General features: G+C 67.4%; 20 protein-coding genes. 12 read left to right on the top strand and 8 right to left on the bottom strand.

Translation table 11 applies throughout. The features are described from left to right. Positions 1 to 15 precede the first annotated feature (15 nt). From cpaB to HNQ66_RS12070, 7 genes are read left to right on the top strand one after another with little or no spacing between them, the layout of a single operon-like run. Positions 16 to 825: a Flp pilus assembly protein CpaB gene (gene cpaB / locus HNQ66_RS12040; RefSeq protein ID WP_184144398.1), complete on the top strand. Its 810-nt coding sequence runs from the start codon at positions 16 to 18 to the stop codon at positions 823 to 825. 16 nt (positions 826 to 841) lie between these two features. Continuing rightward, on the top strand, positions 842 to 2,317 hold the full coding sequence (locus tag HNQ66_RS12045) for a type II and III secretion system protein family protein (protein WP_184144399.1): 1,476 nt from the start codon (positions 842 to 844) through the stop codon (positions 2,315 to 2,317). Between the two features lie 47 nt (positions 2,318 to 2,364). Next, positions 2,365 to 3,039 (top strand): CpaD family pilus assembly protein, encoded by a 675-nt coding sequence (locus tag HNQ66_RS12050; RefSeq protein ID WP_246434291.1) that lies wholly within the window; start codon positions 2,365 to 2,367, stop codon positions 3,037 to 3,039. A gap of 4 nt (positions 3,040 to 3,043) precedes the next feature. After that, positions 3,044 to 4,330, top strand: coding sequence for a CpaE/TadZ family protein (locus tag HNQ66_RS12055; RefSeq protein ID WP_184144401.1), 1,287 nt, complete (start codon positions 3,044 to 3,046; stop codon positions 4,328 to 4,330). A 46-nt stretch (positions 4,331 to 4,376) separates the two neighbouring features. After that, positions 4,377 to 5,858 (top strand): TadA family conjugal transfer-associated ATPase, encoded by a 1,482-nt coding sequence (locus HNQ66_RS12060; protein ID WP_184144402.1) that lies wholly within the window; start codon positions 4,377 to 4,379, stop codon positions 5,856 to 5,858. Positions 5,859 to 5,876: 18 nt separating this feature from the next. Next, the gene (locus tag HNQ66_RS12065; RefSeq protein ID WP_184144403.1) at positions 5,877 to 6,887 is read left to right on the top strand and encodes a type II secretion system F family protein; all 1,011 of its coding nucleotides are present in this window, start codon (positions 5,877 to 5,879) and stop codon (positions 6,885 to 6,887) included. A gap of 9 nt (positions 6,888 to 6,896) precedes the next feature. Continuing rightward, positions 6,897 to 7,871, top strand: a complete 975-nt coding sequence (locus tag HNQ66_RS12070; protein ID WP_184144404.1) for a type II secretion system F family protein — start codon at positions 6,897 to 6,899, stop codon at positions 7,869 to 7,871. Positions 7,872 to 7,955: 84 nt separating this feature from the next. Here the strand turns inward: HNQ66_RS12070 and HNQ66_RS12075 are convergent, their stop codons facing one another. Continuing rightward, positions 7,956 to 8,660, bottom strand: a complete 705-nt coding sequence (locus tag HNQ66_RS12075) for a tetratricopeptide repeat protein (RefSeq protein ID WP_380779297.1) — start codon at positions 8,658 to 8,660, stop codon at positions 7,956 to 7,958. A gap of 240 nt (positions 8,661 to 8,900) precedes the next feature. Between HNQ66_RS12075 and HNQ66_RS12080 the strand changes: the two genes are divergently transcribed. From HNQ66_RS12080 to HNQ66_RS12090, 3 genes are all read left to right on the top strand, one after another. Next, entirely contained in the window at positions 8,901 to 10,292 is a 1,392-nt protein-coding gene (locus HNQ66_RS12080; protein ID WP_184144406.1) for a leucyl aminopeptidase family protein, read from the top strand. A gap of 64 nt (positions 10,293 to 10,356) precedes the next feature. Further along, positions 10,357 to 10,707 carry a MarR family transcriptional regulator gene (locus HNQ66_RS12085; RefSeq protein ID WP_184144407.1) on the top strand — a complete coding sequence of 117 codons (351 nt, stop codon included), beginning with the start codon at positions 10,357 to 10,359 and terminating at the stop codon, positions 10,705 to 10,707. Positions 10,708 to 10,714: 7 nt separating this feature from the next. Continuing rightward, entirely contained in the window at positions 10,715 to 11,569 is an 855-nt protein-coding gene (locus HNQ66_RS12090) for a C40 family peptidase (protein ID WP_184144408.1), read from the top strand. 5 nt (positions 11,570 to 11,574) lie between these two features. Here HNQ66_RS12090 and HNQ66_RS12095 read toward each other — a convergent pair whose 3' ends face one another. The 5 genes from HNQ66_RS12095 to HNQ66_RS12115 form a co-directional block, all read right to left on the bottom strand. Next, complete coding sequence (locus HNQ66_RS12095; RefSeq protein ID WP_184144409.1) at positions 11,575 to 12,534, bottom strand: 2-hydroxyacid dehydrogenase; 960 nt, start codon at positions 12,532 to 12,534, stop codon at positions 11,575 to 11,577. A 14-nt stretch (positions 12,535 to 12,548) separates the two neighbouring features. Continuing rightward, the gene (locus HNQ66_RS12100) at positions 12,549 to 14,183 is read right to left on the bottom strand and encodes a dipeptide ABC transporter ATP-binding protein (RefSeq protein ID WP_184144410.1); all 1,635 of its coding nucleotides are present in this window, start codon (positions 14,181 to 14,183) and stop codon (positions 12,549 to 12,551) included. Beyond that, positions 14,180 to 15,319: an ABC transporter permease gene (locus HNQ66_RS12105; RefSeq protein ID WP_184144411.1), complete on the bottom strand. Its 1,140-nt coding sequence runs from the start codon at positions 15,317 to 15,319 to the stop codon at positions 14,180 to 14,182. Before HNQ66_RS12105 ends, HNQ66_RS12100 begins: the two co-directional genes overlap by 4 nt. After that, positions 15,319 to 16,395, bottom strand: coding sequence for a microcin C ABC transporter permease YejB (locus HNQ66_RS12110; protein ID WP_184144412.1), 1,077 nt, complete (start codon positions 16,393 to 16,395; stop codon positions 15,319 to 15,321). Before HNQ66_RS12110 ends, HNQ66_RS12105 begins: the two co-directional genes overlap by 1 nt. A 151-nt stretch (positions 16,396 to 16,546) precedes the next feature. Further along, the gene (locus HNQ66_RS12115) at positions 16,547 to 18,418 is read right to left on the bottom strand and encodes an extracellular solute-binding protein (protein ID WP_380779213.1); all 1,872 of its coding nucleotides are present in this window, start codon (positions 18,416 to 18,418) and stop codon (positions 16,547 to 16,549) included. A 154-nt stretch (positions 18,419 to 18,572) separates the two neighbouring features. Between HNQ66_RS12115 and mepA the strand changes: the two genes are divergently transcribed. Continuing rightward, entirely contained in the window at positions 18,573 to 19,640 is a 1,068-nt protein-coding gene (mepA, locus tag HNQ66_RS12120) for a penicillin-insensitive murein endopeptidase (protein ID WP_184144414.1), read from the top strand. Here mepA and HNQ66_RS12125 read toward each other — a convergent pair whose 3' ends face one another. Beyond that, positions 19,641 to 20,354: a pyridoxamine 5'-phosphate oxidase family protein gene (locus tag HNQ66_RS12125; RefSeq protein ID WP_184144415.1), complete on the bottom strand. Its 714-nt coding sequence runs from the start codon at positions 20,352 to 20,354 to the stop codon at positions 19,641 to 19,643. 113 nt (positions 20,355 to 20,467) lie between these two features. Between HNQ66_RS12125 and pdxR the strand changes: the two genes are divergently transcribed. Continuing rightward, positions 20,468 to 21,817, top strand: a complete 1,350-nt coding sequence (gene pdxR, locus HNQ66_RS12130) for a MocR-like pyridoxine biosynthesis transcription factor PdxR (RefSeq protein ID WP_343059490.1) — start codon at positions 20,468 to 20,470, stop codon at positions 21,815 to 21,817. Here pdxR and HNQ66_RS12135 read toward each other — a convergent pair. Further along, a complete protein-coding gene (locus HNQ66_RS12135; RefSeq protein ID WP_184144417.1) occupies positions 21,814 to 22,539 on the bottom strand; it encodes a type 1 glutamine amidotransferase in 726 nt (241 codons plus the stop codon). The genes pdxR and HNQ66_RS12135 overlap by 4 nt on opposite strands. Positions 22,540 to 22,779: the final 240 nt, after the last annotated feature.

Consider the following 22,779-nt stretch of genomic DNA (forward strand, 5'->3'; position numbering starts at 1 on the left):
GCTCAGGGAAACCACATGAAACCGGCGCGAATCATCATTCTGGCAGTGGCCGTCGTTTCGGCGGGCGTGGCAGGGCTGCTCGCCCTTCAGATCGCGCGCGGCGGCAAGCCGTCGATCGAGATGCAGAAGGTCGTTGAGCGCGAGCCCACCATCAACGTGCTCGTCGCCAAGGAAAGCCTGCCGGTCGGCGCGCGTCTCAATCCGGATGTCGTCGCCTGGGCGCCCTGGCCGCAGGGCTCCATCGTCGAAGGCTTCATCACCGATCAGAACCGGCCCGATGCCGTCGACAAGCTGAACGGCGCCATCGCGCGCATGCCGATCTTCAACGGCGAGCCGATCCGCCAGGAGAAGATCGCCGATTCCTCCAGCCGCATCATGTCCTCGCTGCTGCCGGCCGGCAAACGCGCCGTCGCGACGGAAATCTCCGTCGCCACCGGCGCCGGCGGCTTCATCCTGCCGAACGACCGCGTCGACGTGACCATGGTGCGCAAGAACGGCACCGGCGCCTATCTCACCGAAACCGTGCTCTCCAATGTCCGCGTTCTGGCGATCGACCAGCAGATCCAGGAGAATCCGGACGGCTCCAAGGCCGTCGTCGGCACCACCGCAACCCTTGAGCTCACGCCGGACCAGACCAAGGTGATGGCCGTCGCCCAGCAGATGGCAGAGCGCCTGTCGCTGGCGCTGCGCAGCGTCGCCGACGCCCAGGAGCCCGACAACACGGCTGCCGACTACCTGCTTTCCGGCGGCGACGGCTCGCCGGTCGTGCAGGTGATCAAGACCGGCGAAATCGTCACCGGCGCCACGTCCGCAACGCAGAAGTGATCAGGAGCTGACCCCCGTGTTTGGAATCGCAAGGACTTTTCGGGCTTCTGTCGCAGGCGGTGCGAGCTTCTGCCTCGCATTTTCCGGCCTGCCGGCGGCAATCGTCACCGGCGCCCCCGTCTCGGTCGCCGAGGCGGCCACCAGCTCCATCATCCGCATCCAGGAGAGCGGCCCCGGCGCGCGCAAGACGCTGAGGCTCGGCCTCAACAAGGCTCTCGTCATCGACCTGCCGAGCGACGCGCACGACATCCTCGTCGCCGATCCGGTCAAGGCGGATGCCGTTACCCGCACCTCGCGGCGCATCTATCTTTTCGGCAAGGAAGTCGGCCAGACCAACATCTTCGTCTTCGGCCCCAATGGCGAGGAGATCGTCAGCATCGACCTCAACGTGGAACGCGACGTGAGCGGGCTTCAGGCGAACCTGCGCCGCTTCATCCCCGATTCCGACATCCAGGTCGAGATCATCTCGGACAACATCGTGCTCAGCGGTTCCGTGCGCACGCCGCAGGATGCCGCGCAGGCGGTGAGCCTTGCGGAAATCTTCCTGAAGGGCGGCGAAGCGACGACCCGCAACATCACGGCGCAGGGCAACAACGGCGATGCGGCCATCTTCGGCGAGGCGCGCCAGAGCTCGCAGGTCGTCAACATGCTGCAGGTCGAGGGTGAGGACCAGGTCACGCTCAAGGTGACGGTCGCCGAAATCCGCCGCGAAGTCCTCAAGCAGCTCGGCTTCGACAACACCTTCAGCCGCGTCGCCGGGGCCTCGGGCTCCAATCTCGACGTCCTGACCTTCAACGCCGCCTCCGCCGGCCTCACCGGCTCGGTCGCCGGCAATATCGGCAAGTTCGGCATCGATATGGCGCTGAGCGCGCTCGAACAGGCCAAGGCGATCCGCACGCTGGCCGAACCGACTCTGACGGCCGTCTCCGGCCAGTCGGCCACCTTCAATTCCGGCGGCGAGCGCCTCTATACCGTCTCGGACGGCAATGGCGGCTACTCGACGACCACCTACCAGTACGGCATTTCCCTCGGCTTCACGCCGACGGTGCTTTCCTCCGGCCGCATCAGCCTCAGGATCCAGACGAAGGTCTCCGAGCCGACCACGGCGACGGGCGGGGCGGAATACCGCCGGCGCGACGCCGAAACGGTCGTCGAGCTGCCCTCCGGCGGCTCCATCGCGCTTGCCGGCCTCATCCGCGACGACGTGCAGCAGTCGATGAACGGCACGCCGGTCGCCTCGAAAGTGCCGATCCTCGGCGCGCTGTTCCGCCAGAAATCCATCGAGCGCAACGAGACGGAGCTGGTGATCATCGCCACGCCCTATCTCGTCAAGCCGGTGAACCGCAACGCGCTTGCGCGGCCGGACGACAATTTCAACCCGGCCAGCGACGCGGCGAGCGTCTTCCTCGGCCAGGTCAATCAGATCTATGGCCGCAAGAGCGACCTGCCCGCCCAGCGCTACGAAGGCAGCGTGGGCTTCATCTACAAATGATCGGGTGCGACGTGACGAAGGGACGGGCCCAGCCAATGGCAAATGAAATGCACAGCACCAGCAAGACCGGCCGCACCGCCGCGCTCCTGGCGATGGCGGTGGTCGCCGCGCTCGCCGCAGGCTGCGCGAACCCCGACCGCTCGACGACGGGCGCGCTGCCGGACGACTACCGCACGCGCCATCCCATCGTCGTCGGCGAGCAGGAAAAGACGATCGACATCCCGATCGCCACCGGCGCCTCCCGCCTGACCCGCGGCCAGAGCGAGGTGATCGCCGGCTTCGTCGACGGCTATGCGACGGGCGCCTCCGGCATCTTCCGCATCCTCGTTCCGGGCGACGCGCGCAATGCGGCGGCGACCGCCGTGACGAGCCGCGAGATCCGCAGGCTGGTTGCCCGCCGCGGCGTTCCCGCCCGCAAGATCGTCATGGAAAGCTATGTCGCCGGCGATCCGGCGGAGGCAGCGCCCATCCGCCTCAGCTACTACGCGATCACGGCCTCGACGCCGGCCTGCGGCCAGTGGCCGGAGGACCTAGTGGTCAACACGTCCGCCAACAAGAACTACTACAATTTCGGCTGCGCCACGCAGAACAACCTTGCGGCCCAGATCGCCGATCCCAACGACCTCCTCGGTCCGCGGCGCATGACGCCGGCCGACGCCACCCAGCGCGGCAATGCGCTGCAGCGTTACCGTGACGCCTATACCGAACTGAAGGACATGTGACGCCATGAGCACGGTCGACTACACCTTCACCAGCGAGGCCGCGCAGGAGACGGCGGACGAGGCCGTGCGCCCGACCGACCTCGAATCCGTGCGCCCGCTGCCGCGCATCTCCGTCCACGCCTTCTGCGAGAGCGAGGCGATGCTGCGCGCCATGGAGCGCTGCGGGCAGGACCGGCGCATGGCCAAGGTCAGCCTCAAGATATCGAGCGCCAGCATTGCGGCGGCGGCCAACATGTTCGCCTCCGCGCCGACGCCGAACCTCCTCATCCTGGAGACCTCGACCGAGCCGCGCGGCATCATGGAGGAACTGGCTCCACTCGCCGAGGTGTGCGATCCCTCCACCAAGGTCATCATCGTCGGCCGCTACAACGACATCCCGCTTTACCGCGAGCTCATCCGTAACGGCATTTCCGAATACATGGTCGGCCCCGTCGGCATGGCCGAGGTGCTGAACGCCATGGCGGCGATCTTCGTCGACCCGGAGGCCGAACCGCTCGGCCGATCGGTCGCCTTCATCGGCGCCAAGGGCGGTGCGGGCTCCTCGACCGTCGCGCACAATTGCGCCTTCGACATTTCCAGCCTGTTCCAGACGGAAGTGATCCTCGCCGACCTCGACCTGCCCTACGGCACGGCCAATATCGATTTCGACCAGGATCCGCCGCAGGGCATTTCCGAGGCGATCTACGCGCCGGACCGGCTCGACGAGGTCTTCCTCGACCGCCTGCTGACGAAGTGCTCCGAGCACCTGTCGCTGCTCGCGGCACCCTCCATGCTCGACCGCGCCTACGACCTCGAGCGCGGCTCCTTCCAGCCGGTGCTCGAAGTGCTCCAGCGCAGCGCGCCGGTCACGGTGCTCGACGTGCCGCATGCCTGGTCGGAATGGACGCGCACGCTCCTGTCGGAGGTCGACGAGCTGATCATCACGGCCGTGCCGGACCTTGCGAACCTGCGCAACGCCAAGAACATGCTGGACGCGCTGAAGAAGCTCCGGCCGAACGACAAGCCGCCACACCTCGTCCTCAACCAGGTCGGGATGCCCAAGCGCCCGGAAATCGCGCCCGCCGATTTCTGCGATCCGCTCGGCGTGGAGCCGGTGGCGATCATTCCCTTCGACGCGCAGCTTTTCGGCACGGCGGCCAACAGCGGCCGCATGATCGCGGAGATGGACAAGAAGTCGCCGACCGCGGAGACCTTCTCGCAGATCGCCCATCTGGTGACGGGCCGCGCGACGGTGAAGAAACCCAAGAAGGCCGGGCTCGGCAAGATGCTGGGCCTCCTCGGCCGCAAGTAAGTCCCGGGAGAACCCGGGGGCGATGCAACAGACTGGATGAAACGGCATGTTCGGCAAACGCGGCAATGAAGGTTTCGGCAAGAGCGGCACGGCGGGCCAGGCGCCCGTCGCCATGCCCGCGTCCGCCCCGACCATGACGGTGGAGCGGCCGGCGGCCGCCGCCGCGCCGGCACAGCCCGTCTTCGAGCCGGCGCCCGCGCCTGTCGCGGCCCCGACGCCGGCTCCCGCCGCGCGCCGCCGCGTGGCCCGCACCGAGGATTACTACGACACGAAGAGCCAGGTCTTTTCCGCGCTCATCGACACGATCGACCTGTCGCAGCTCGCCAAGCTCGACACCGAGAGCGCGCGCGAGGAAATCCGCGACATCGTCAACGACATCATCACGATCAAGAACTTCGCGATGTCGATCTCCGAGCAGGAGGAACTGCTCGACGACATCTGCAACGACGTTCTCGGCTACGGTCCGCTGGAGCCGCTGCTTGCGCGCGACGACATCGCCGACATCATGGTGAACGGCGCTGGCAAGACCTATATCGAAGTTGCCGGCAAGGTGCAGGAATCGGAGATCCGCTTCCGCGACAACGCCCAGCTCCTTTCCATCTGCCAGCGCATCGTCAGCCAGGTCGGCCGCCGCGTCGACGAATCGAGCCCGATCTGCGACGCGCGCCTGCCCGACGGCTCGCGCGTCAACGTCATCGCCCCGCCGCTCGCCATCGACGGCACCGCGCTCACCATCCGAAAGTTCAAGAAGGACAAGCTGACCCTCGACCAGCTCGTCCGCTTCGGCTCGATCACGCCGGAGGGCGCGACGCTGCTGCAGATCATCGGCCGCGTGCGCTGCAACCTCGTCATCTCGGGCGGCACGGGCTCGGGCAAGACGACGCTGCTCAACTGCCTGACGCGCTATATCGACGAGGACGAGCGGGTCATCACCTGCGAGGACTCGGCCGAACTCCAGCTCCAGCAGCCCCATGTGGTGCGCCTTGAAACCCGCCCGCCGAACATCGAGGGCGAGGGCGAGATCACCATGCGCGACCTCATCAAGAACTGCCTGCGCATGCGTCCCGAGCGCATCATCGTCGGCGAAGTGCGCGGACCGGAGGTCTTCGACCTCCTGCAGGCGATGAACACCGGCCACGACGGCTCGATGGGCACGATCCACGCCAACACGCCGCGCGAATGCCTTTCGCGCATGGAGTCCATGATCGCCATGGGCGGCTACACGCTGCCGGCCAAGACCGTGCGCGAGATCATCGCCGGCTCCATCGACGTCATCATCCAGGCCTCGCGCCTGCGCGACGGTTCGCGCCGCATCACCCACATCACCGAAGTGGTCGGCATGGAAGGCGACGTCATCGTCACGCAGGACCTGATGCGCTTCGAGATCCAGGGCGAGGACGCCAACGGCCGCATCGTCGGCCAGCACACGGGCACCGGCATCGGCAAGCCGCATTTCTGGGATCGCGCCCGCTATTTCAATGAGGACAAGCGCCTTGCGGCAACGCTCGACGCGATGGAAAAGCCGTAAGGGCAGATAGGCGCGCGGATGTTCGGGCTGGATATCAACATCGTTGCGATCTTCGCGCTGGCGGTGCTCTCGACCGCGGGCCTTGCCTACGGCCTGCTGTTCTCGCGCATCGAGGCGGAGAAGAAGACGGAAAGCCGCGTGCGCCGCGTGCAGGCCGCCGAGACCGACCAGGGCAAGGCCAAGGCTGCCCGCGACCGCATGCAGGAACTCTCCAAGCGCCGCAAGTCGGTGCAGGATTCGCTGAAGGACCTCGAAAAGAAGCAGCGCGAGCAGACCAAGCGCGTCGCCACCACGATGAAGGCGCGCCTGTCGCAGGCCGGCCTGTCGCTGACCGTCACGAAGTTCTACATCTTCAGCGCGATCTTCGGCCTGTTCGCCTTCGTGCTGACGCTTCTGGCGGGCGCGGGCCTTCTCGTCTCGCTCGGCGCCGCCTTCATCGTCGCGGCGGGGCTGCCGCGCTGGGTCGTCGGCTTCCTCGTCAAGCGGCGGCTCAACAGGTTCCTCGAGGAATTCCCCAACTCGCTCGACGTCATGGTCCGCTCCATCAAGTCGGGCCTGCCGCTCACCGACGCCCTCCGGCTGATCGCCGCCGAGGGACAGGAGCCGGTCCGTTCGGAATTCCGCCGCATCGTCGAGGCCCAGCAGGTCGGCCTCAGCGTGCCGGAGGCCTGCGCGCGCATGTTCACCAACATCCCGCTGCAGGAAGTCAACTTCTTCTCCATCGTCATCGCCATCCAGAGCCAGGCGGGCGGCAACCTCTCCGAAGCGCTCGGCAACCTGTCGCGGGTGCTGCGCGAGCGGCGCAAGATGCGCGCCAAGGTCAACGCGCTGTCGATGGAAGCCAAGGCCTCGGCCGCCATCATCGGCGCGCTGCCCTTCATCGTCGCCTTCCTCGTCTACCTTACCTCGCCGGAATACATCATGGTTCTCTTCCACGATCCGCGCGGGCACCTCATCCTCGGCATCTCCGGCATCTGGATGTCCATCGGCATCCTGGTGATGCGCAACATGATCAACTTCGACATCTAGGGGGCGGCCATGGTTGAAACGCTTACCAATCCGGCCATCCTGCTTCCCGCCTTCGTGATAATCGCGGTGCTGGCGACCTTCTACACGCTGGCGGCGCCCTATTTCGAGCGCGGCGACCTCAACAAGCGCATGAAGGCGGTGGCGCTGGAGCGCGAGCAGATGCGGGCGCGCGAAAGGGCGCGCCTCAATGCCGAGGCGAGCCAGAGCAAGGCCTCGCTGCGCGCCCAGCACAACACCTCCGTGCGGCAGGTGGTCGAGCGGCTGAACCTGCGCGAGGCGCTGGTCGACGCCAACACCGTCAACCGCCTGCGGCAGGCCGGCTACCGTTCGCAGAACGCGCTGAACATCTTCCTCTTCGCCCGTTTCGTGCTGCCCTTCGTGTTCCTGGCGCTTGCCGTCTTCTACATCTTCTATCTCGGCTTCCTCGGCGACAAGCCGCTGCCGATGCGCATCCTCGCCACCGTCGTCATCGCCTATATCGGCTTCTATTCGCCGAACATCTTCGTCTCCAACCAGGTGACGAAGCGGCAGAAGTCGATCCGCCGCGCCTGGCCGGATGCGCTCGACCTGATGCTGATCTGCGTGGAATCGGGCATTTCCATCGAGGTCGCCTTCAAGCGCGTCGCCGACGAGATCGCCATGGCCTCCTCGGAACTTGCCGAGGAGCTGGTGCTGACCACGGCCGAGCTCTCCTTCCTGCAGGAGCGCCGGCAGGCCTATGAGAACCTCGGCACGCGCGTCGGCCTCGACACGGTGAAATCGGTCACGCAGGCCCTCATCCAGGCCGAACGCTACGGCACGCCGCTCGCCCAGGCGCTGCGCGTGCTCGCGCAGGAATGCCGCGACCAGCGCATGAACGAGGCCGAAAAGAAGGCCGCCGCCCTGCCGCCGAAGCTGACGGTGCCGATGATCCTGTTCTTCCTGCCGGTGCTCGTCGCCGTCATCCTCGGCCCCGCCGGCATCCAGGTCGCCGACCGCTTCTGAACGAGACCCCATAAGACATGACGGAAAACGCCCCGGCCGAGGTTTCGGCCGGGGCGTTGGCGTCTTGGGAGGGACGCTTGGAGATCAGTTGGTGTTGTTGTCCTCGGCGGCGAGCTTCTTCCAGGCGTTCTGCTGGCTCAGCATGGCGCGCAGGTAGGCGACGTTCGCCTCGGCCTGCTGGGCGGTCAGCTCCTGCCGGGCGATGGTCTCCGCCTCCTGGAAGCGGCCCTGCAGGCCGACGGCCAGCGCAAGGTTCTGCCGCACGCTGCTGTCGGCGCCGGGCTGCTGGGCGGCCGAGCGCAGGTAGGTCTCGGCCGTCTTCAGGTCGCGCGCCAGAAGATAGGACATGCCGAGGTTGGAGAGCACCGAGGGCTCGTTCGGCTGGATGTCGAGCGCGGCGCGGTAGCGCTGGCGTGCCTCGCTCGAGCGGCCGAGCTGGTCGAGGATCGCCCCTTCGGCCGATTTCAGCCGCCAGTCCGGCCGGTCCGGCGTCTGTGCGCGCAGGATCGTATCGAGCGCCTGCTGGAGCTGGCCGGCGGCGGCCTGCGCCTTGCCGTAGGCTGCCAGCACCTCGCGGTCGTTCGGATTGGCGATGGCGACCTGCTGCATGACGGCGAGCGCCTGGTCGTTGCGCCCGTTCATGCGCAGGACGCTCGCATACTGGATGCCGATATTGCGGTCCTTGGGGTTCTTCTCGTAGGCCTCGCCGATCCGCTCGGCGGCCCCGCGAAGCTGCGTCGCGTTCATGGCGGCCACCGGCTCGGACTTCGGGATCGACCCCGTGGTCATGTTGCTCTTGCCCGCGCAGCCCGCAAGGGACAGGCCGATGAGGAGGCCCGCGCTCGCAAGGAGCGCCGGACGAAGTGACGAACCCTTAGGGCAAGCGGCCATGATCAGTCCCCGAAGCGATTTTCCCGCATGTCGCGGCGGTCAAGGAATCACGCCGCAATCTCCGCTCCAGCAATAATCTGTTAACCCTAACAGAGTGTTAATCGCCTGATTCTCAAGCTCGTCTGCAAAGGTTCCGCCATGGCCCCCTTCCAGTTCATCGACCGGCCCTCTCCCTTCAACACGAAGGGCGGCAAGACGCTGCCGATCTTCGCGATCACGCCGGCCCATATCGAGACCGGGTCGATCGACCCGATCGCCCTCGACTGGGCGAAGAAGGCCGGCTTCAAGGCCGAATCGGGCGCGCTGCTGATGGTGCCGACGGCGGACGGGCATCTCGGCGGCGCGCTCTTCGGCCTCGGCAAGAACCCGTCCGACGCGCCGTTCCTGACGGGCAAGCTCGCCCGCACCCTGCCGGCCGGCGACTGGCATATCGAGACCGCACCGTTGACGGCCAACCGCCTCGCGCTCGGCTACGGCCTCGGCAGCTACCGCTTTGAGCGCTACAAGGCCGCCGCCGCCGAGGCGCCGACGCTGCTGATCCCAACGGACGCGGACGCCGCCGACATCAAGCGCCAGCTCGCCGGCGTGTTCCTTGCCCGCGACCTCGTCAACACGCCGACCAACGACATGGGCCCGGATGCGCTGGAAGACGTCTTCCGCGCGCTCGGCGAGCACTACAAGGCGAAGGTCTCCGTCATCGCGGGCGACGATCTGCTCAAGGAGAATTTTCCGCTCGTCCACACGGTCGGCCGCGCGGCCGCGCAGGCGCCGCGCCTCCTGGAACTGCGCTGGGGCAAGAAGGGCCACAAGCGCGTGACGCTCGTCGGCAAGGGCGTGACCTTCGATACTGGTGGCCTCGACATCAAGCCCGCCTCTTCCATGCTGCTGATGAAGAAGGACATGGGCGGGGCGGCGAACGTCATGGGCCTCGCCCTGATGATCATGGACGCCAAGCTGAAGGTGGACCTGCGGGTCCTCGTACCCGTCGTCGAGAATTCCATCTCGGCGAACGCCTTCCGCCCCGGCGACATCTATAGGAGCCGCAAGGGCCTCACCGTGCAGATCGACAACACCGACGCCGAGGGCCGGCTGATCCTTGCCGACGCGCTCGCCTATGCGGACGAGGAGGAAGCGGACCTCATCGTCGACATGGCGACGCTGACGGGTGCGGCGCGCGTCGCGCTCGGCCCGGACCTGCCGCCCTTCTTCACCGACGACGACGACCTTGCGCACGACCTTGCCGAGGCGAGCCTTTCGGTGGACGACCCGATGTGGCGCATGCCGCTCTATGCCGGCTACGACAAGGACGTCTCCGCCCGCATCGCCGACCTCACCAACGCGCCCGCAGGCGGCATGGCCGGCTCGATCACCGCGGCGCTGTTCTTGAAGCGCTTCGTCACGCGCAACCGGCGCTGGGTGCATTTCGACATCTATGCCTGGGCACAGGCCGAGCGGCCGCATTCGCCGGTCGGCGGCGAGGCGCAGGCGATCCGCGCGCTCTACCACCACCTGCGCAAGGCGACCGCCTGACGGGACGCTTTCCTTCGGACGAACGATACGGTAGCGTAACGACAGCCATTTGCCCGGAGGAGCCGTGCCGGTAGATCTCACCCCATCGCAGGCGCTCGGCCTCTGGCATGAGGTGACGCTGCAGCAGGTCCACGAGGACGGGCGCGACCTGACGCTGCGCCAGCTTGCCATCCTCCTGGAAATCTACCTCGTGCCGCCGCCGCATACCGTGCGGGGGCTGGCCGCCAGGCTCGGCGTCACCAAGCCGGTCATCACCCGCGCGCTCGACACGATGGGCGAGCAGGGGCTGGTGACGCGGATGCGCGACGAGCGCGACCGGCGCAACGTCGTCATCAAGCGCACCGTGGACGGCGCGCTCTATCTCGAACGCCTCGGCGACCTCATCATCGCCGGAGGCCGCAAGCTCGCTCCGTGAGAAGACCATGACCGCCTTGCCAGACCGCCGCCTCAATGCCTACCGCCCCGACCTCGCCGAGGAGGCCCTGCGCGGCACCGTCGACGCCGCCCGCTACGTCTCCGGCACGCCGGCAACGGTCTCGGAGCCCGTCGTGCCGCTGCGGCCCCGGCCTGACGAGGCGGCCGGCATCGACACGCAGGTGTTGTTCGGCGAGAGCGTCACCGTGCTCGACCGGACGGACGGCTGGGCCTGGGTGAAATCCGCCTTCGACGGCTATGTCGGCTATGTCCGCGAGACGGCGCTGGCGTCCGGGACGGGCGCGCCGACCCATGTCGTCGCCGTCCCCCGCACCTTCGCCTATACGGGCGCGGACCTGCGCACCCCCGCCGCCTTCGCCTTGTCGATCGGAAGCCGGCTAACGGTTGTCGGCGAGAGCGAGACGCGCGGGACGCGCTACCTCACGCTCGAGGGCGGCCGGTCGGTCGTCGCCGGCCATTGCCTACCGGCCGGCGCGCCGGCGAGCGAGGACTACGTCTCCGTCGCCACCCGTTTCATCGAGACGCCCTATCTGTGGGGCGGGCGCTCGGGCTTCGGGATCGACTGCTCGGCCCTGGTGCAGCTTTCCATGATGATGACGGGCCGCACGGCGCCACGCGATTCCGACATGCAGGCCGCCGGCCTCGGCACGCCCATCGAACGGGGCGAGCTGCATCGCGGCGACCTCGTCTTCTGGAAGGGGCATGTGGCGATCATGGAGGACGAGGCGACCATCGTCCACGCCAACGGCCACACGATGAGCGTGGCGCGCGAGAACCTCGACGCCGCCATCGCGCGCATCGGCTGGCTCTACGAGCAGCCGACGGGCTATCGCCGGCCCTGAACGTCTCAGTAACCCGCGCTGCGGTCGACGAGATATTCCAGCGGCTTGCCGCTTTCCAGCCGCTCGATCTGCTCGCCGACATGGCGGAAGAGCGCCCCGACGTCGGAGGCGGCCGCGGCATGCGGCGTCAGGAACGCCTTGTCCATCGACCAGAGCGGGCTTTCGAGCGGCAGCGGCTCCTGCTCGAAGACGTCGAGCGAGGCGCCGTGCAGCGTGCCGTCGTTGAGGCTCGCGACGATGTCGGCCTCCACCTGGCTGCCGCCGCGCCCGCCGTTGACGAAGACCGGCGCGCCGAAGGGGCCCTTGCGGGAAAGGCGGGTGAAGAGGCCCGTGTTGAAGATGCCCTTCGTTTCCGGCGTCAGCGGCAGCAGGCCGACGAGGATGTCGGTCTTCGCCAGGAAGGCGTCGAGCCCGTTTTCATCATAGGTCTCGAAACCCTCGACCTTGCGGCCGCTCTTCGACCAGCCGATGACGTTGAAGCCGAGCGTCTTCAGCTTGGCCGCCGCATCCTGCCCGAGCACGCCGAAGCCCATGATGCCGATGGTGAACTCCTTCGCCTCCGGCTGGGCGAGCTCGCGCCAGACGCGCTTTTGCCGCTGCGCCTCGTAGGCCCGGTGCTGGCGCAGGTGCAGGAGGCATTGCAGGGCGACCCACTCGCTCATGCGCGTCGTCAGGGAGGGATCGACGAAGCGCACCAGCGGCACGTCCGGCAGGCCGGGCAGCGTCAGCACATGGTCGACGCCCGCGCCGCCGGAAAAGACGACCTTCAGGTCCTTCGCCCGGGAGAAGAGGTCGGCGCCCGGCTTCCAGACCACGGCATAATCGATGCCGGAAAGGTCGCGGTTGCGGCTTGCCGGATGGAGGAGGTTGATCACCTCGCGGTCCGGGAAGGCGCCCTTGAGGGCGGCGGCGACCTGTTCCTGGTCGAATTTGAGATCGATGATGACCGGGCTTTTCGTCGGCATGCTGGTTCCTGCTGCTATTGGCTGATCGTCTCGCTGCGGACGGCTTCGAGGTTGAAGGCGGCGGCCATCAGGGCCTTCGTGTAGGCTTCGCCCGGCCGCTCGATGATGTCGTTTGCCGGTCCCTTCTCCACCACGCGCCCGCTGCGCATGACGATGATGTCGTTGGCGAGCGCGCGCACGACCTTGAGGTCGTGGCTGATGAAGAGATAGGCGAGGTTATGCTTCGCCTGAAGGTCGCGCAGGAGCTCGACGACCTGCGCCTGCACGCTCATGTCGAGCGCGGAGGTCGGCTCGTCCAGCATGACGAATTCGGGCTTCAGCACCATGGCGCGAGCGATCGCGATGCGCTGGCGCTGGCCGCCGGAGAATTCGTGCGGGTAGCGCCACCTTGTCGAAGGGTCGAGGCCGGTTTCCTCCAGCGCGGCGGCGACGCGATGGTCGCGCTCGGCCTCGGAAAGCGACGGCTCGTGGATCTTCAGGCCCTCCGCGACGATGTCGGCGACGGACATGCGCGGGGAGAGCGAGCCGTAGGGGTCCTGGAAGACGATCTGCATGCGCCGGCGCAAGGGCCGCATCTCGGCGAAGGTGCGCCCGGCGATGTCCTGCCCGACGAAGGCGATGCGGCCCTTCGAGGAGATGAGCCGCGTCAGCGCAAGGCCGAGCGTCGTCTTGCCGGAGCCCGATTCGCCGACGACGCCGAGCGTGTGGCCGGCGCGCAGCTTGAGGTCGATGCCGTCGACGGCCTTCACATGCTCCACCACGCGGCGGAGAAAACCGGCCTTGATCGGGAACCAGACCTTCACGTCCTCCGCCTCGATGACGACGGGCTGGCTGTCGTCCGCGGGCCGCGGCGCGCCCTTCGGCTCGGCGGCGAGCAGGTGGCGCGTATAGGCGTGCTGCGGGTTGGTGAAGATCTCCTCGACCGGGCCGGTCTCGACGATCTGCCCCCTGGTCATCACGCAGACCCGGTCGGCGAACTTGCGCACGATGCCGAGGTCGTGGGTGATGAAGAGCATGGACATGCCGTGCTCTTCCTTGAGGTTTTTCAGGAGTTCGAGGATCTGCGCCTGCACGGTGACGTCGAGCGCCGTGGTCGGCTCGTCGGCGATCAGCAGTTCCGGGCGGTTGGCGAGCGCCATCGCGATCATCACGCGCTGGCGCTGGCCGCCGGAAAGCTCGTGCGGATAGGCGGCGAGCCGCTTTTCCGGCTCGCGGATGCCGACCTGGTTGAGCAGTTCGAGGATTTTCACGCGCGCGGCGGGGCCCTCGATGTCCTGGTGGAGCTTCAGGATCTCGCCGATCTGCCGCTCGATGGAGTGCAGCGGATTGAGCGAGGTCATCGGCTCCTGGAAGATCATGGTGATGTCGTTGCCGCGCACCGCGCGCAGCTCGGCATCGGAGGCGGAAAGGAGGTCCCTGCCGTTGAAGACGATCTCGCCGGAGGGGTGGCTAGCGGCGGGATAGGGAAGGAGCTTCAGGATCGAGTTCGCCGTCACCGACTTGCCGGAGCCCGATTCGCCGACCAGCGCCACGACCTCGCCGCGCCGGATGTCGAAGGAGACGCGGTCGACGGCGAGCGACGTGTTGCCGCCCTGATGGAAGGCGACGGAGAGATCGCGGACGGAGAGGATGGTTTCGGGAGCGCTCACCGGAAGGTCTTCCTCGGATCGAAGGCGTCGCGCGTCGCCTCGCCGACGAAGATCAGCAGCGACAGCATGAGGGACATGACGACGAAGGCGGTAAGGCCGAGCCACGGCGCCTGGAGGTTCTCCTTGCCCTGCGCGATCAGCTCGCCGAGCGACGGCGAGCCCGGCGGCATGCCGAAGCCGAGGAAATCGAGCGAGGTCAGCGTGGTGATCGAGCCGGAGAGGATGAAGGGCAGGAAGGTGAGGGTGGCGACCATGGCATTCGGCAAGAGGTGCCGCGTCATGATCGTCGCATTGCCGACGCCGAGCGCCCGCGCCGCCCTGACATACTCGAAGTTGCGTGCGCGCAAAAATTCCGCGCGCACCACGCCGACGAAGCCGACCCAGGAGAAGAGCAGCATGATGCCGAGCAGGATCCAGAAGCCGGGCGGCAGGATGGCGGCGATGATGAGGAGGATGTAAAGCACCGGCATCGAGGACCATATCTCGATGAAGCGCTGCATCAGGAGGTCCGTCCAGCCGCCGAAATAGCCCTGCACGGCGCCGGCCGAAACCCCGACGACCGCCGAGCAGATCGTCAGTGCCAGGCCGAAGAGCACCGAGATACGGAAGCCGTAGATGACGCGGGCGAGAACGTCGCGCGCCTGGTCATCGGTGCCCAGCCAGTTGAGGTTGTGCCAGTTGCAGTTGGGATCCGCCGCACCGTCCGGATAGCCGGCGCAACGCTCTTCTCCGCCCATCAGCCAGAAGGGCGGCGTCGGCGCGGAATGGGGGATGTTGGAATTGGTGGTGCTGTAGGAATAGCGGATCGGCGGCCAGATCATCCAGCCGTTCGCCTCGATCTCGTCGGTGATGAAATCGGAGCGGTAGTCGGTCTCGGCGAGGAACCCGCCGAACTTTTCCTCCGGATAGTCGATCACGACGGGAAAGAGCAGCTCGCCCTTGTAGGAGGCGAGGATCGGCCGGTCGTTGGCGATGAATTCGGCAAAGAGGCTGAGGACGAAGATGACGAGGAAGATCCACAGCGACCAGTAGCCGCGCCGGTTCGCCCGGAAATTCTCCCAGCGCCGCCTGTTGGTCGGCGAGAGCAGGCCCTTCCGCGGGGGAGCGACGGGGGGCGTGTCCGTGACGGCGCTCATCACACGTCCCTCCGCTCGAAGTCGATGCGCGGGTCGACCCAGGTATAGATGAGGTCGGAGACGAGGGAGACGACGAGGCCCATCAGCGAGAAGATGAAGAGCGTGGCGAAGACGATCGGATAGTCGCGCCGGACGATGGAATCGTAGCCGAGCCGGCCGAGCCCGTCGAGCGAGAAGATATATTCGATGAGCAGCGAGCCGGTGAAGAAGGCCGAGATGAAGGCGCCCGGAAAGCCGGCGATGATGATCAGCATGGCGTTGCGGAAGACATGGCGGTAGAGCACCTGGCTCTCGGTGAGGCCTTTCGCGCGCGCCGTCGTCACATACTGCTTCTTGATCTCGTCGATGAAGGAGTTCTTCGTCAGAAGCGTCGTCGTCGCGAAGGCGGAGAGCAGCAGCGTGATCAGCGGCAGCGTCATGTGCCACATGTAGTCGAGCGGCTTCTGCCACCAGGAAAGGCTGTCGAAATTGTCCGAGACGATACCGCGCAGCGGGAACCAGTCGAGGAACGAGCCACCGGCGAAGAGCACGATCAGAAGGATGCCGAAAAGGAAGCTCGGCACGGCATAGCCGACGATGATGATGCCGGAGGTCCACACGTCGAAGGCCGAGCCGTCCTTCACCGCCTTCTTGATGCCGAGCGGAATGGAGATGGCATAGGAGAAGATGAGGATCCACACGCCGAGCGAGATGGAGACCGGCATTTTCTGCGCGATGAGGTCGACCACCGAGGTATTGCGGAAGAAGCTCTCGCCGAAGTCGAAGCGCATATAGTCCCACATCATCGTCAGGAAGCGCTCGAGCGGCGGCTTGTCGAAGCCGAACTGCTTTTCCAGCTTGGCGATGAATTCGGGATCGAGGCCGCGCGCGCCGCGATAGGCGCCGTCGCCTCCGGTCTCCTGCGTCATGTCCGTGCCGCCGGAGAGCCGGTCGCCGGAGCCCTGGCTGGTGAGGTCGGCGATGACCTGCTCGACGGGGCCGCCCGGTGCGAACTGCACGATGGCGAAGGAGATCGCCATGATGCCGAAGATCGTCGGGATCATCAGCAGCAGGCGGCGCAGGATATAGGCGCCCATCAGCGCCCGCCCGCCGGCGCGTGCCGCCGGTCTTTCCGTCTTGGCCCAGTCCTGTCGGTCAAGCCCAACCCTTCCGTTCTGCCGCCGCGCGCGGCGGTGATTCGTTCCCGCCCATATGGAGCCGAGGACGCCGCACGGCGCAAGCCCCGGCTCATTTGCCGGCGTTCTTCGACCACCAGACATCCGGGAAGCCGAGCCCGTAATAGGGCAGTTCCTGCGGCCGGGCGAGCTGCTTCCAGTAGGCGATGTTGATCGTCTTGGAATAGAAGAGCGGGATGACGTAGTGGTGGGCGAGGAGCACGCGGTCGAGCGCCCGGGTCGTCGCCACCAGCTCGTCGCGGTTCGGCGCGAAGACGATCTTCTTGATCAGCTCGTCGATGGCCGGATCGGCGATGCCGGCATAGTTCTTCGAGCCTTCCTGCCCGACCGAGGACGAGCCCCAGTAGTCGCTCTGCTCGTTGCCGGGCACCAGCGACTGCGCCCAGATGCCGTAGATCATGTCGTAGTCGAAGCTGCGCACGCGGTTGGTGTATTGCGAGGCGTCGACCGTGCGGATGCGCGCGTCGATGCCGATCTTCTTCACGCTGTTGACGAAGGGCGTCACCGTCCGCTCGAAGGAGGGATTGGAGAGCAGGATCTCGAAGCCGAAGGGTTTGCCCGTCTTCGTCTCCACCAGCTTGTTGCCCTTGAGCTCGTAGCCGGCCTCCTTGAAGAGCGTGAGCGCCTTGCGCAGGTTCTCGCGCACCTTCTGCGGGTCGCCGTTGACGGGGTTTGTGTAGGGCGTCGTGAAGACCTCGGCGGGGACCTTGTCCTTCAGCCCTTCGAGGATTTCCTTCTCGCGGCCCTCCGGCAGGCCGGAAGAGGCGAGCTCCGTACCCCAGAAATAACTGTCGACGCGCTGGTAGGCGTTGTGGGCGAGGTTGCGGTTGAGGTCCTCGAAATCGAAGGCGTAGTTCAGCGCCTCGCGCACGCGCTGGTCCTTGAACTGCTCGCGCCGGAGGTTCGGCACGAAGGCCTGCATGACGCCGGTGGCGCGGCGCGGGTTCTCGATCTGCTCGCGCACCACGCGCCCGTCCTGCATGGCCGGGAAATCATAGGCCGTCGCCCAGTGGCTGGCGCTGTTGTCCTGGTAGAAATCGACGTTTCCGGCGCGGAAGGCCTCGAACTCCACGTTCTTGTCACCGAAGAACGTATAGGTGATCGTGCCGAAATTGTTCTGGCCGACATTCACGTTGAGGTCCTTGCCCCAGTAGTCGTCGCGCAGCTCGAAGCGGATGGAGCCGCCGGCCTGGAAGGAGGCGATCCTGTACGGCCCGGAGCCCATCACCGGCTCCAGCGTCGTGCGGGCGATATCGCGCTTGTTGCCCTTGGCGTCGGTGCCCTCCCACCAGTGTTTCGGGATGATCGGGAACTGGCCGAGGATATTGGGCAGCTCGTGGTTGTTCGTCTCGTCGAAGCGGAAGGTGACGTCGCGCTCGCCGGTCTTTTCGGCCGAAACGACGTGGCGGTAATAGTTGGCGAAGAGCGGATTGTGCGCCTTCACCATGTCGAAGGAATAGACGACGTCCTCGGGTGTCACCGGCTGGCCGTCCGCCCATTTCGCCTCCGCCCTGAGGCGGAAGGTGGCGGAGGAGATGTCGTCGGGATAGGAAACGCCCTCGGCGAGCAGGCCGTAGGCGGCGGTGATCTCGTCCTCGGCCGATTTCAGCAGCGTGTCGAAGACGAGCGAGGTCACGCCCGTCGCCGCCTCGCCCTTGGCGAGGACCGGGTTGAACGTGTCGTAGGTGCCGGTTTCCGAAAGCTTCAGCTCGCCGCCCTTCGGCGCGTCGGGATTGGCATAGTCGAAATGGGCAAAGCCGTCCGGGTGTTTCAATTCGCCGATCGTGGAAATGCCGGTGCGCCAGACGGGCGCCGCATCCTCGGCCCTTGCGCCCTGTGCCCCCGTGGCGCAAAGCCCGAGGGCGACCGCGAATACGACTCTTGCGAAGGCTGCCTGCATATGCCCGTTCCCTTTCGTTGCCATGCCGAAGCATGGGCGAGAGAATAGGCAAAATCCGGGCAATTGACAGCCTGCCATCAAAGCGGCGGTTTTTGCCGCACCTATGGGGGCCGATTCACGACTGCGAAAGGATGATCCTTTAACCTTTCGCAACGATTGCGACTTTCGAGACCGGACAATGCCTGCGCATCTTCCCCTTTCCCGCCTGAAAACCTCTCTTGCCGCCGCCCTGGCGCTCGCGACTCTCGCAAGCCCGCTTGCGGCAGAGGAGCGTCCCGCCAGGGAGCTCTTCGGCGCCCAGCGCCTGCCGGCGAAGATGGTCACGAGCCCCTACGGCTCCTATGCAAGGGGCTGCATCGCCGGTGCCGTGGCGATCCCCACGGACGGGCCGACCTGGCAGGCGATGCGCCTTTCGCGCAACCGCCGCTGGGGACACCCGGCCATGATCGCGCTCATCGAGCGGTTCTCGCAGGATGCGCGCAGCAAGATCGGCTGGCCGGGGCTTCTCCTCGGCGACATCTCCCAACCGCGCGGCGGGCCGATGCTGAACGGCCATGCCTCCCACCAGGTCGGGCTCGATGCCGACATCTGGTTCACGCCGATGCCGGACCATCGCATGTCCGCCGCCGAGCGGGAGGCGCTGCCCTTCACCTCCATGCTCGACAAGAGCAAGTTCCTGACTGTCGATCCGCGCCGCTGGACCGAGACCCGCGCGCGCCTCGTCATGATGGCGGCGAGCTATCCTGAGGTCGAGCGCGTCTTCGTCAATCCGGCGATCAAGAAGAAGCTCTGCGAGACCTGGCGGGGCGACCGCTCGGCACTCGGCAAGGTGCGGCCGATCTACGGCCACGACGAGCATTTCCACATCCGCATCAAGTGCCCGGAGGGCGCGGCCGGCTGCAAGCCGCAGGCCAAGGTGCCGCCGGGCGACGGCTGCGACGCCTCGCTCGCCTGGTGGTTCACCAAGGAGCCCTGGGCAAAGCCCAAGCCGAAGAAGGACGCCAAGCCCGTCAAGCCGCATTTCGTCACGCTCTCCGACCTGCCGAAGGCGTGCAGCGCGGTGCTGGCGAGCGATTCGCCCGCGTCCGAGGCGGAAGCGACCTATCGCGGCAACGGCGGCACGTCGACGGCGCTCGCCTTCTCCGCCGGGGCGGACGATGCGGGCCTTGCCGCCGGCATGGCGATGGACGCGGCGGTCGGCCTGCCGGCCATCGTGCCGATCCCGATCCCGCGTCCCATCCAGTAATCAGGGCTCTTCGTAGAGGCGCTGGCCTTCCCGCAAGGCCGCGTCGAGCCGCCCGCCCTCGGGGAAGATCGACAGCGTTTGCGGCTTCCCGACGCCGTCGACGAGCCGCGGACAGGTCTCGGCCGCGCCGAGCACGGTCGTCACCGGAATGACGCCGGCCCAGATCGGCAGGGCGAAATCGTCCTCGTCGTCGCCGACGCCCTTGGCACGCACCTTGGCGGCCGCCTCCTCGATGGGCATTTCGATGATCGTGGTCGCCTTCGCCTCCTGCGTCGTCAGCGGGCGCAGGAGCGCGCTGCGGCCGGGATAGAAGCGGTCGACGACGTCGCGCATCGCCTCGATCTTTTCCTCCGGGTCCTCCACCAGCCGCGCCGTGCCGAAGCACATGGCGGAGCGGTAGTTGGCCGAATGGTTGAAGCCGGAGCGGGCAAGCACCAGCCCGTCGAGATGGGCGACGGTGAGGCAGGCGGGCGTGCCGGCTTTCAAATGCCGCAGCATGCGGCTGGCGGACGAGCCGTGCCAGTAGAGCGTGTCGCCCCGGCGCCAGAACAGCGTCGGTGTCGCATAGGGCTGGCCGTCGATGACATAGGCGACATGGCAGAGCATGGCGGCATCGAGGACGGCGTGGACGGCGGCGCGGTCGTAGCTGGCGCGCTCGTGGAGGCGCTTGACGCGGTTGCGCGGGGTGACGGGGTAGGCGGTATCGGCGGTCATGCGGGGCTTGCCTTTCTCGAACGGTGCCGCCATGGTGCGCCATGGCATTGGATCGGAAAAGCACCAATAATGATGAAAAAATCCGGACCAATCGTCCGGATTGGTCGGCGCTCGTGCCCGTGCTGCCCGAAGCGGGCGGGCGCACGCCGGCGCTCTACCGGGAACTGCGGCGGCTGATCGAGACGGGCGCGGTGCCGCCCGGCAGCAAGCTGCCGCCGACGCGCGATCTCGCCCGGCGGCTGAAGGTCTCGCGCGGCAGCGTGGTCGCCGCCTTCGAGACGCTGATCGCCGAGGGCTACGCCGTTGCGCGCACCGGCGCCGGCACCTTCGTCGCCGACCGCGTGCCCAGCCTGAAGCCGGCCGCGCCCATTGCTGCGGAAAGCGCGGCACCGAGGCCGCCGCTGCCGGGCACGCTCGGCGTCGCCATGGCCGATGCGCGTACGCTCGGCCTCTTCCGCACGCTGCTGGCGCGCCACCTCGCCCGTCCGGGGCCGGAGCATTTCTCCTATGGCGACCCGCGCGGCGGCGCGGGCCTGCGCGAGGCGGTCGCGGCCTATCTGCGGCAGGCGCGGGGCGTGCGCTGCGAGGCGCGCTCGGTGGTCGTCACCACCGGCACGCAGCAGGGCATCGACCTCTTCATCCGCACGGCGCTTTCCCCCGGCGACCGGGTGATGATCGAGGATCCCTGCTATCCGAGCGCCCGCGCCGCCTTTTTGGGCAGCGGCCTTGCCGTCTCGGGCCTTGCCGTGGACGGCGAGGGGGCGGATATCGCGAAGGCGGTGCCCGGCGCGCGCGCCGTCTATGTCACGCCCTCGCACCAGTTCCCGCTCGGCGTGACGATGAGCATGCGCCGGCGCCTCGCCCTCATCGACTGGGCGCGCGAGACGGGCGGCTGGATCGTCGAGGACGACTACGACAGCGAGTTCCGCTTCGCCGGCCCGCCGCTCGCCGCCATGCAGGGCATGGACGGCAGCGGCCGGGTCGTCTATCTCGGTACCTTCTCCAAGGTGCTCTTCCCCGGCCTGCGGCTCGGCTATGCCGTGATTCCCGACGCGCTGCTCGAACCGCTCGTGGCGCTGCGCGCGCGCAGCGACCGCGGCCCGCCGACCCTGCCCGAGGCGGCGCTGGCCGATCTTCTCCGCGAGGGCCATTTCGCCGCCCATCTGCGCCGGGCGCGGCGGCGCGCCGAAGCCGCGCGCGATGCGCTGGTGGCCGGGCTCAGGACGGCGGGAGACCTCACGGTGGACGTGCCGGACCAGGGCCTCCACCTCGTCGCCGGCCTGCCCGCCGCGCTCGATGACGTGGCTGCGGTGGAGATGGCGCGGATGGCGGGGCTCGGCGCGCGGGCGCTGTCGGCCATGGCGGTCACCGGGCCGGCGCGGCAGGGCCTCGTCGTCGGCTTTTCCGGCTTTGCGCCGGAGGTGCTGCATGCCGCTGCGGCGCGGTTCGCCGCGATGGTCTAGGCGACGCGGCGGGCCTTGCCGGCGGCGATGGTCGCCACCCAGGCGCGGGCGAGCGCAAGGCCGGTGGCGTCGGCCGCCGGGCCCATTTCGGCGGCGTGGATTTCGCGCTGGTCGATCCAGCCGGGCGCAGTCTCGGCCATTACGGCGGGGAAGGTCCGCGCCCATTCGTCGACCACCGGGCGGCTCGCCTCGAAATGGAACTGCGTGCCGTAGACGGCGCGGCCGATGCGGAACGCCTGGTTCTCCGCCGCCGGGTTCGCGGCAAGACGCACGGCGCCCTCGGGCAGGGTGAAGGTGTCGCTGTGCCACTGGAAGATCGGGAAGGCGCCGGCGGCGGCCGACAGGACGGGATCGCCCGCGCCGTCCGGCGTCAGGGCGACGCTGCACCAGCCGAATTCCGGCGCCGCGCCGATCAGGTTCTCCGCGCCGTAGGCCCGGGCCAGCAACTGGCTGCCGAGGCAGACGCCGAGCACCGACTTGTCGGCATCGCCGAAGCGGCGCATCAGCGCGGCGAGCGCCGGCAGATAGGCATGGCGCTCGTCGTCGCGGGCATTCTGCGGCCCGCCCATGACGACGATGGCGTCGTGGCCGGCATCGTCCGCCGGCAGGGCCTCGCCCGCATGGGGGCGGCAGATGTCGAGTTCGGCGCCCGCTTCGTCAAGGGCGATGCCGATCTGCCCGAGCAGCGTCACCCTGTCGTTTTCCACCACCAGAACCCGCATCCGTCTCTCCTTCTGCCCGTCGCGCGAGACAACCACGCCGCCCGGCCGCGTTCAAGTGTCCCGGATGGAATAGGGCGGTGGTGTGCCGTGGGGCGTGGATCCTCGGGTCAAGCCCGAGGATGACGGAGAGGGGGAGAGGCTGCCCGTGCATCAAGCGACAGCATGCGGAACCGCTGCTTCCGTCCGCCATACCTTTCTTCTTTCGTCATCCTCGGGCTTGACCCGAGGATCCACACCGCA

The organism is Shinella fusca (genome assembly GCF_014203155.1).
In the GTDB taxonomy this organism is placed as follows: domain Bacteria; phylum Pseudomonadota; class Alphaproteobacteria; order Rhizobiales; family Rhizobiaceae; genus Shinella; species Shinella fusca.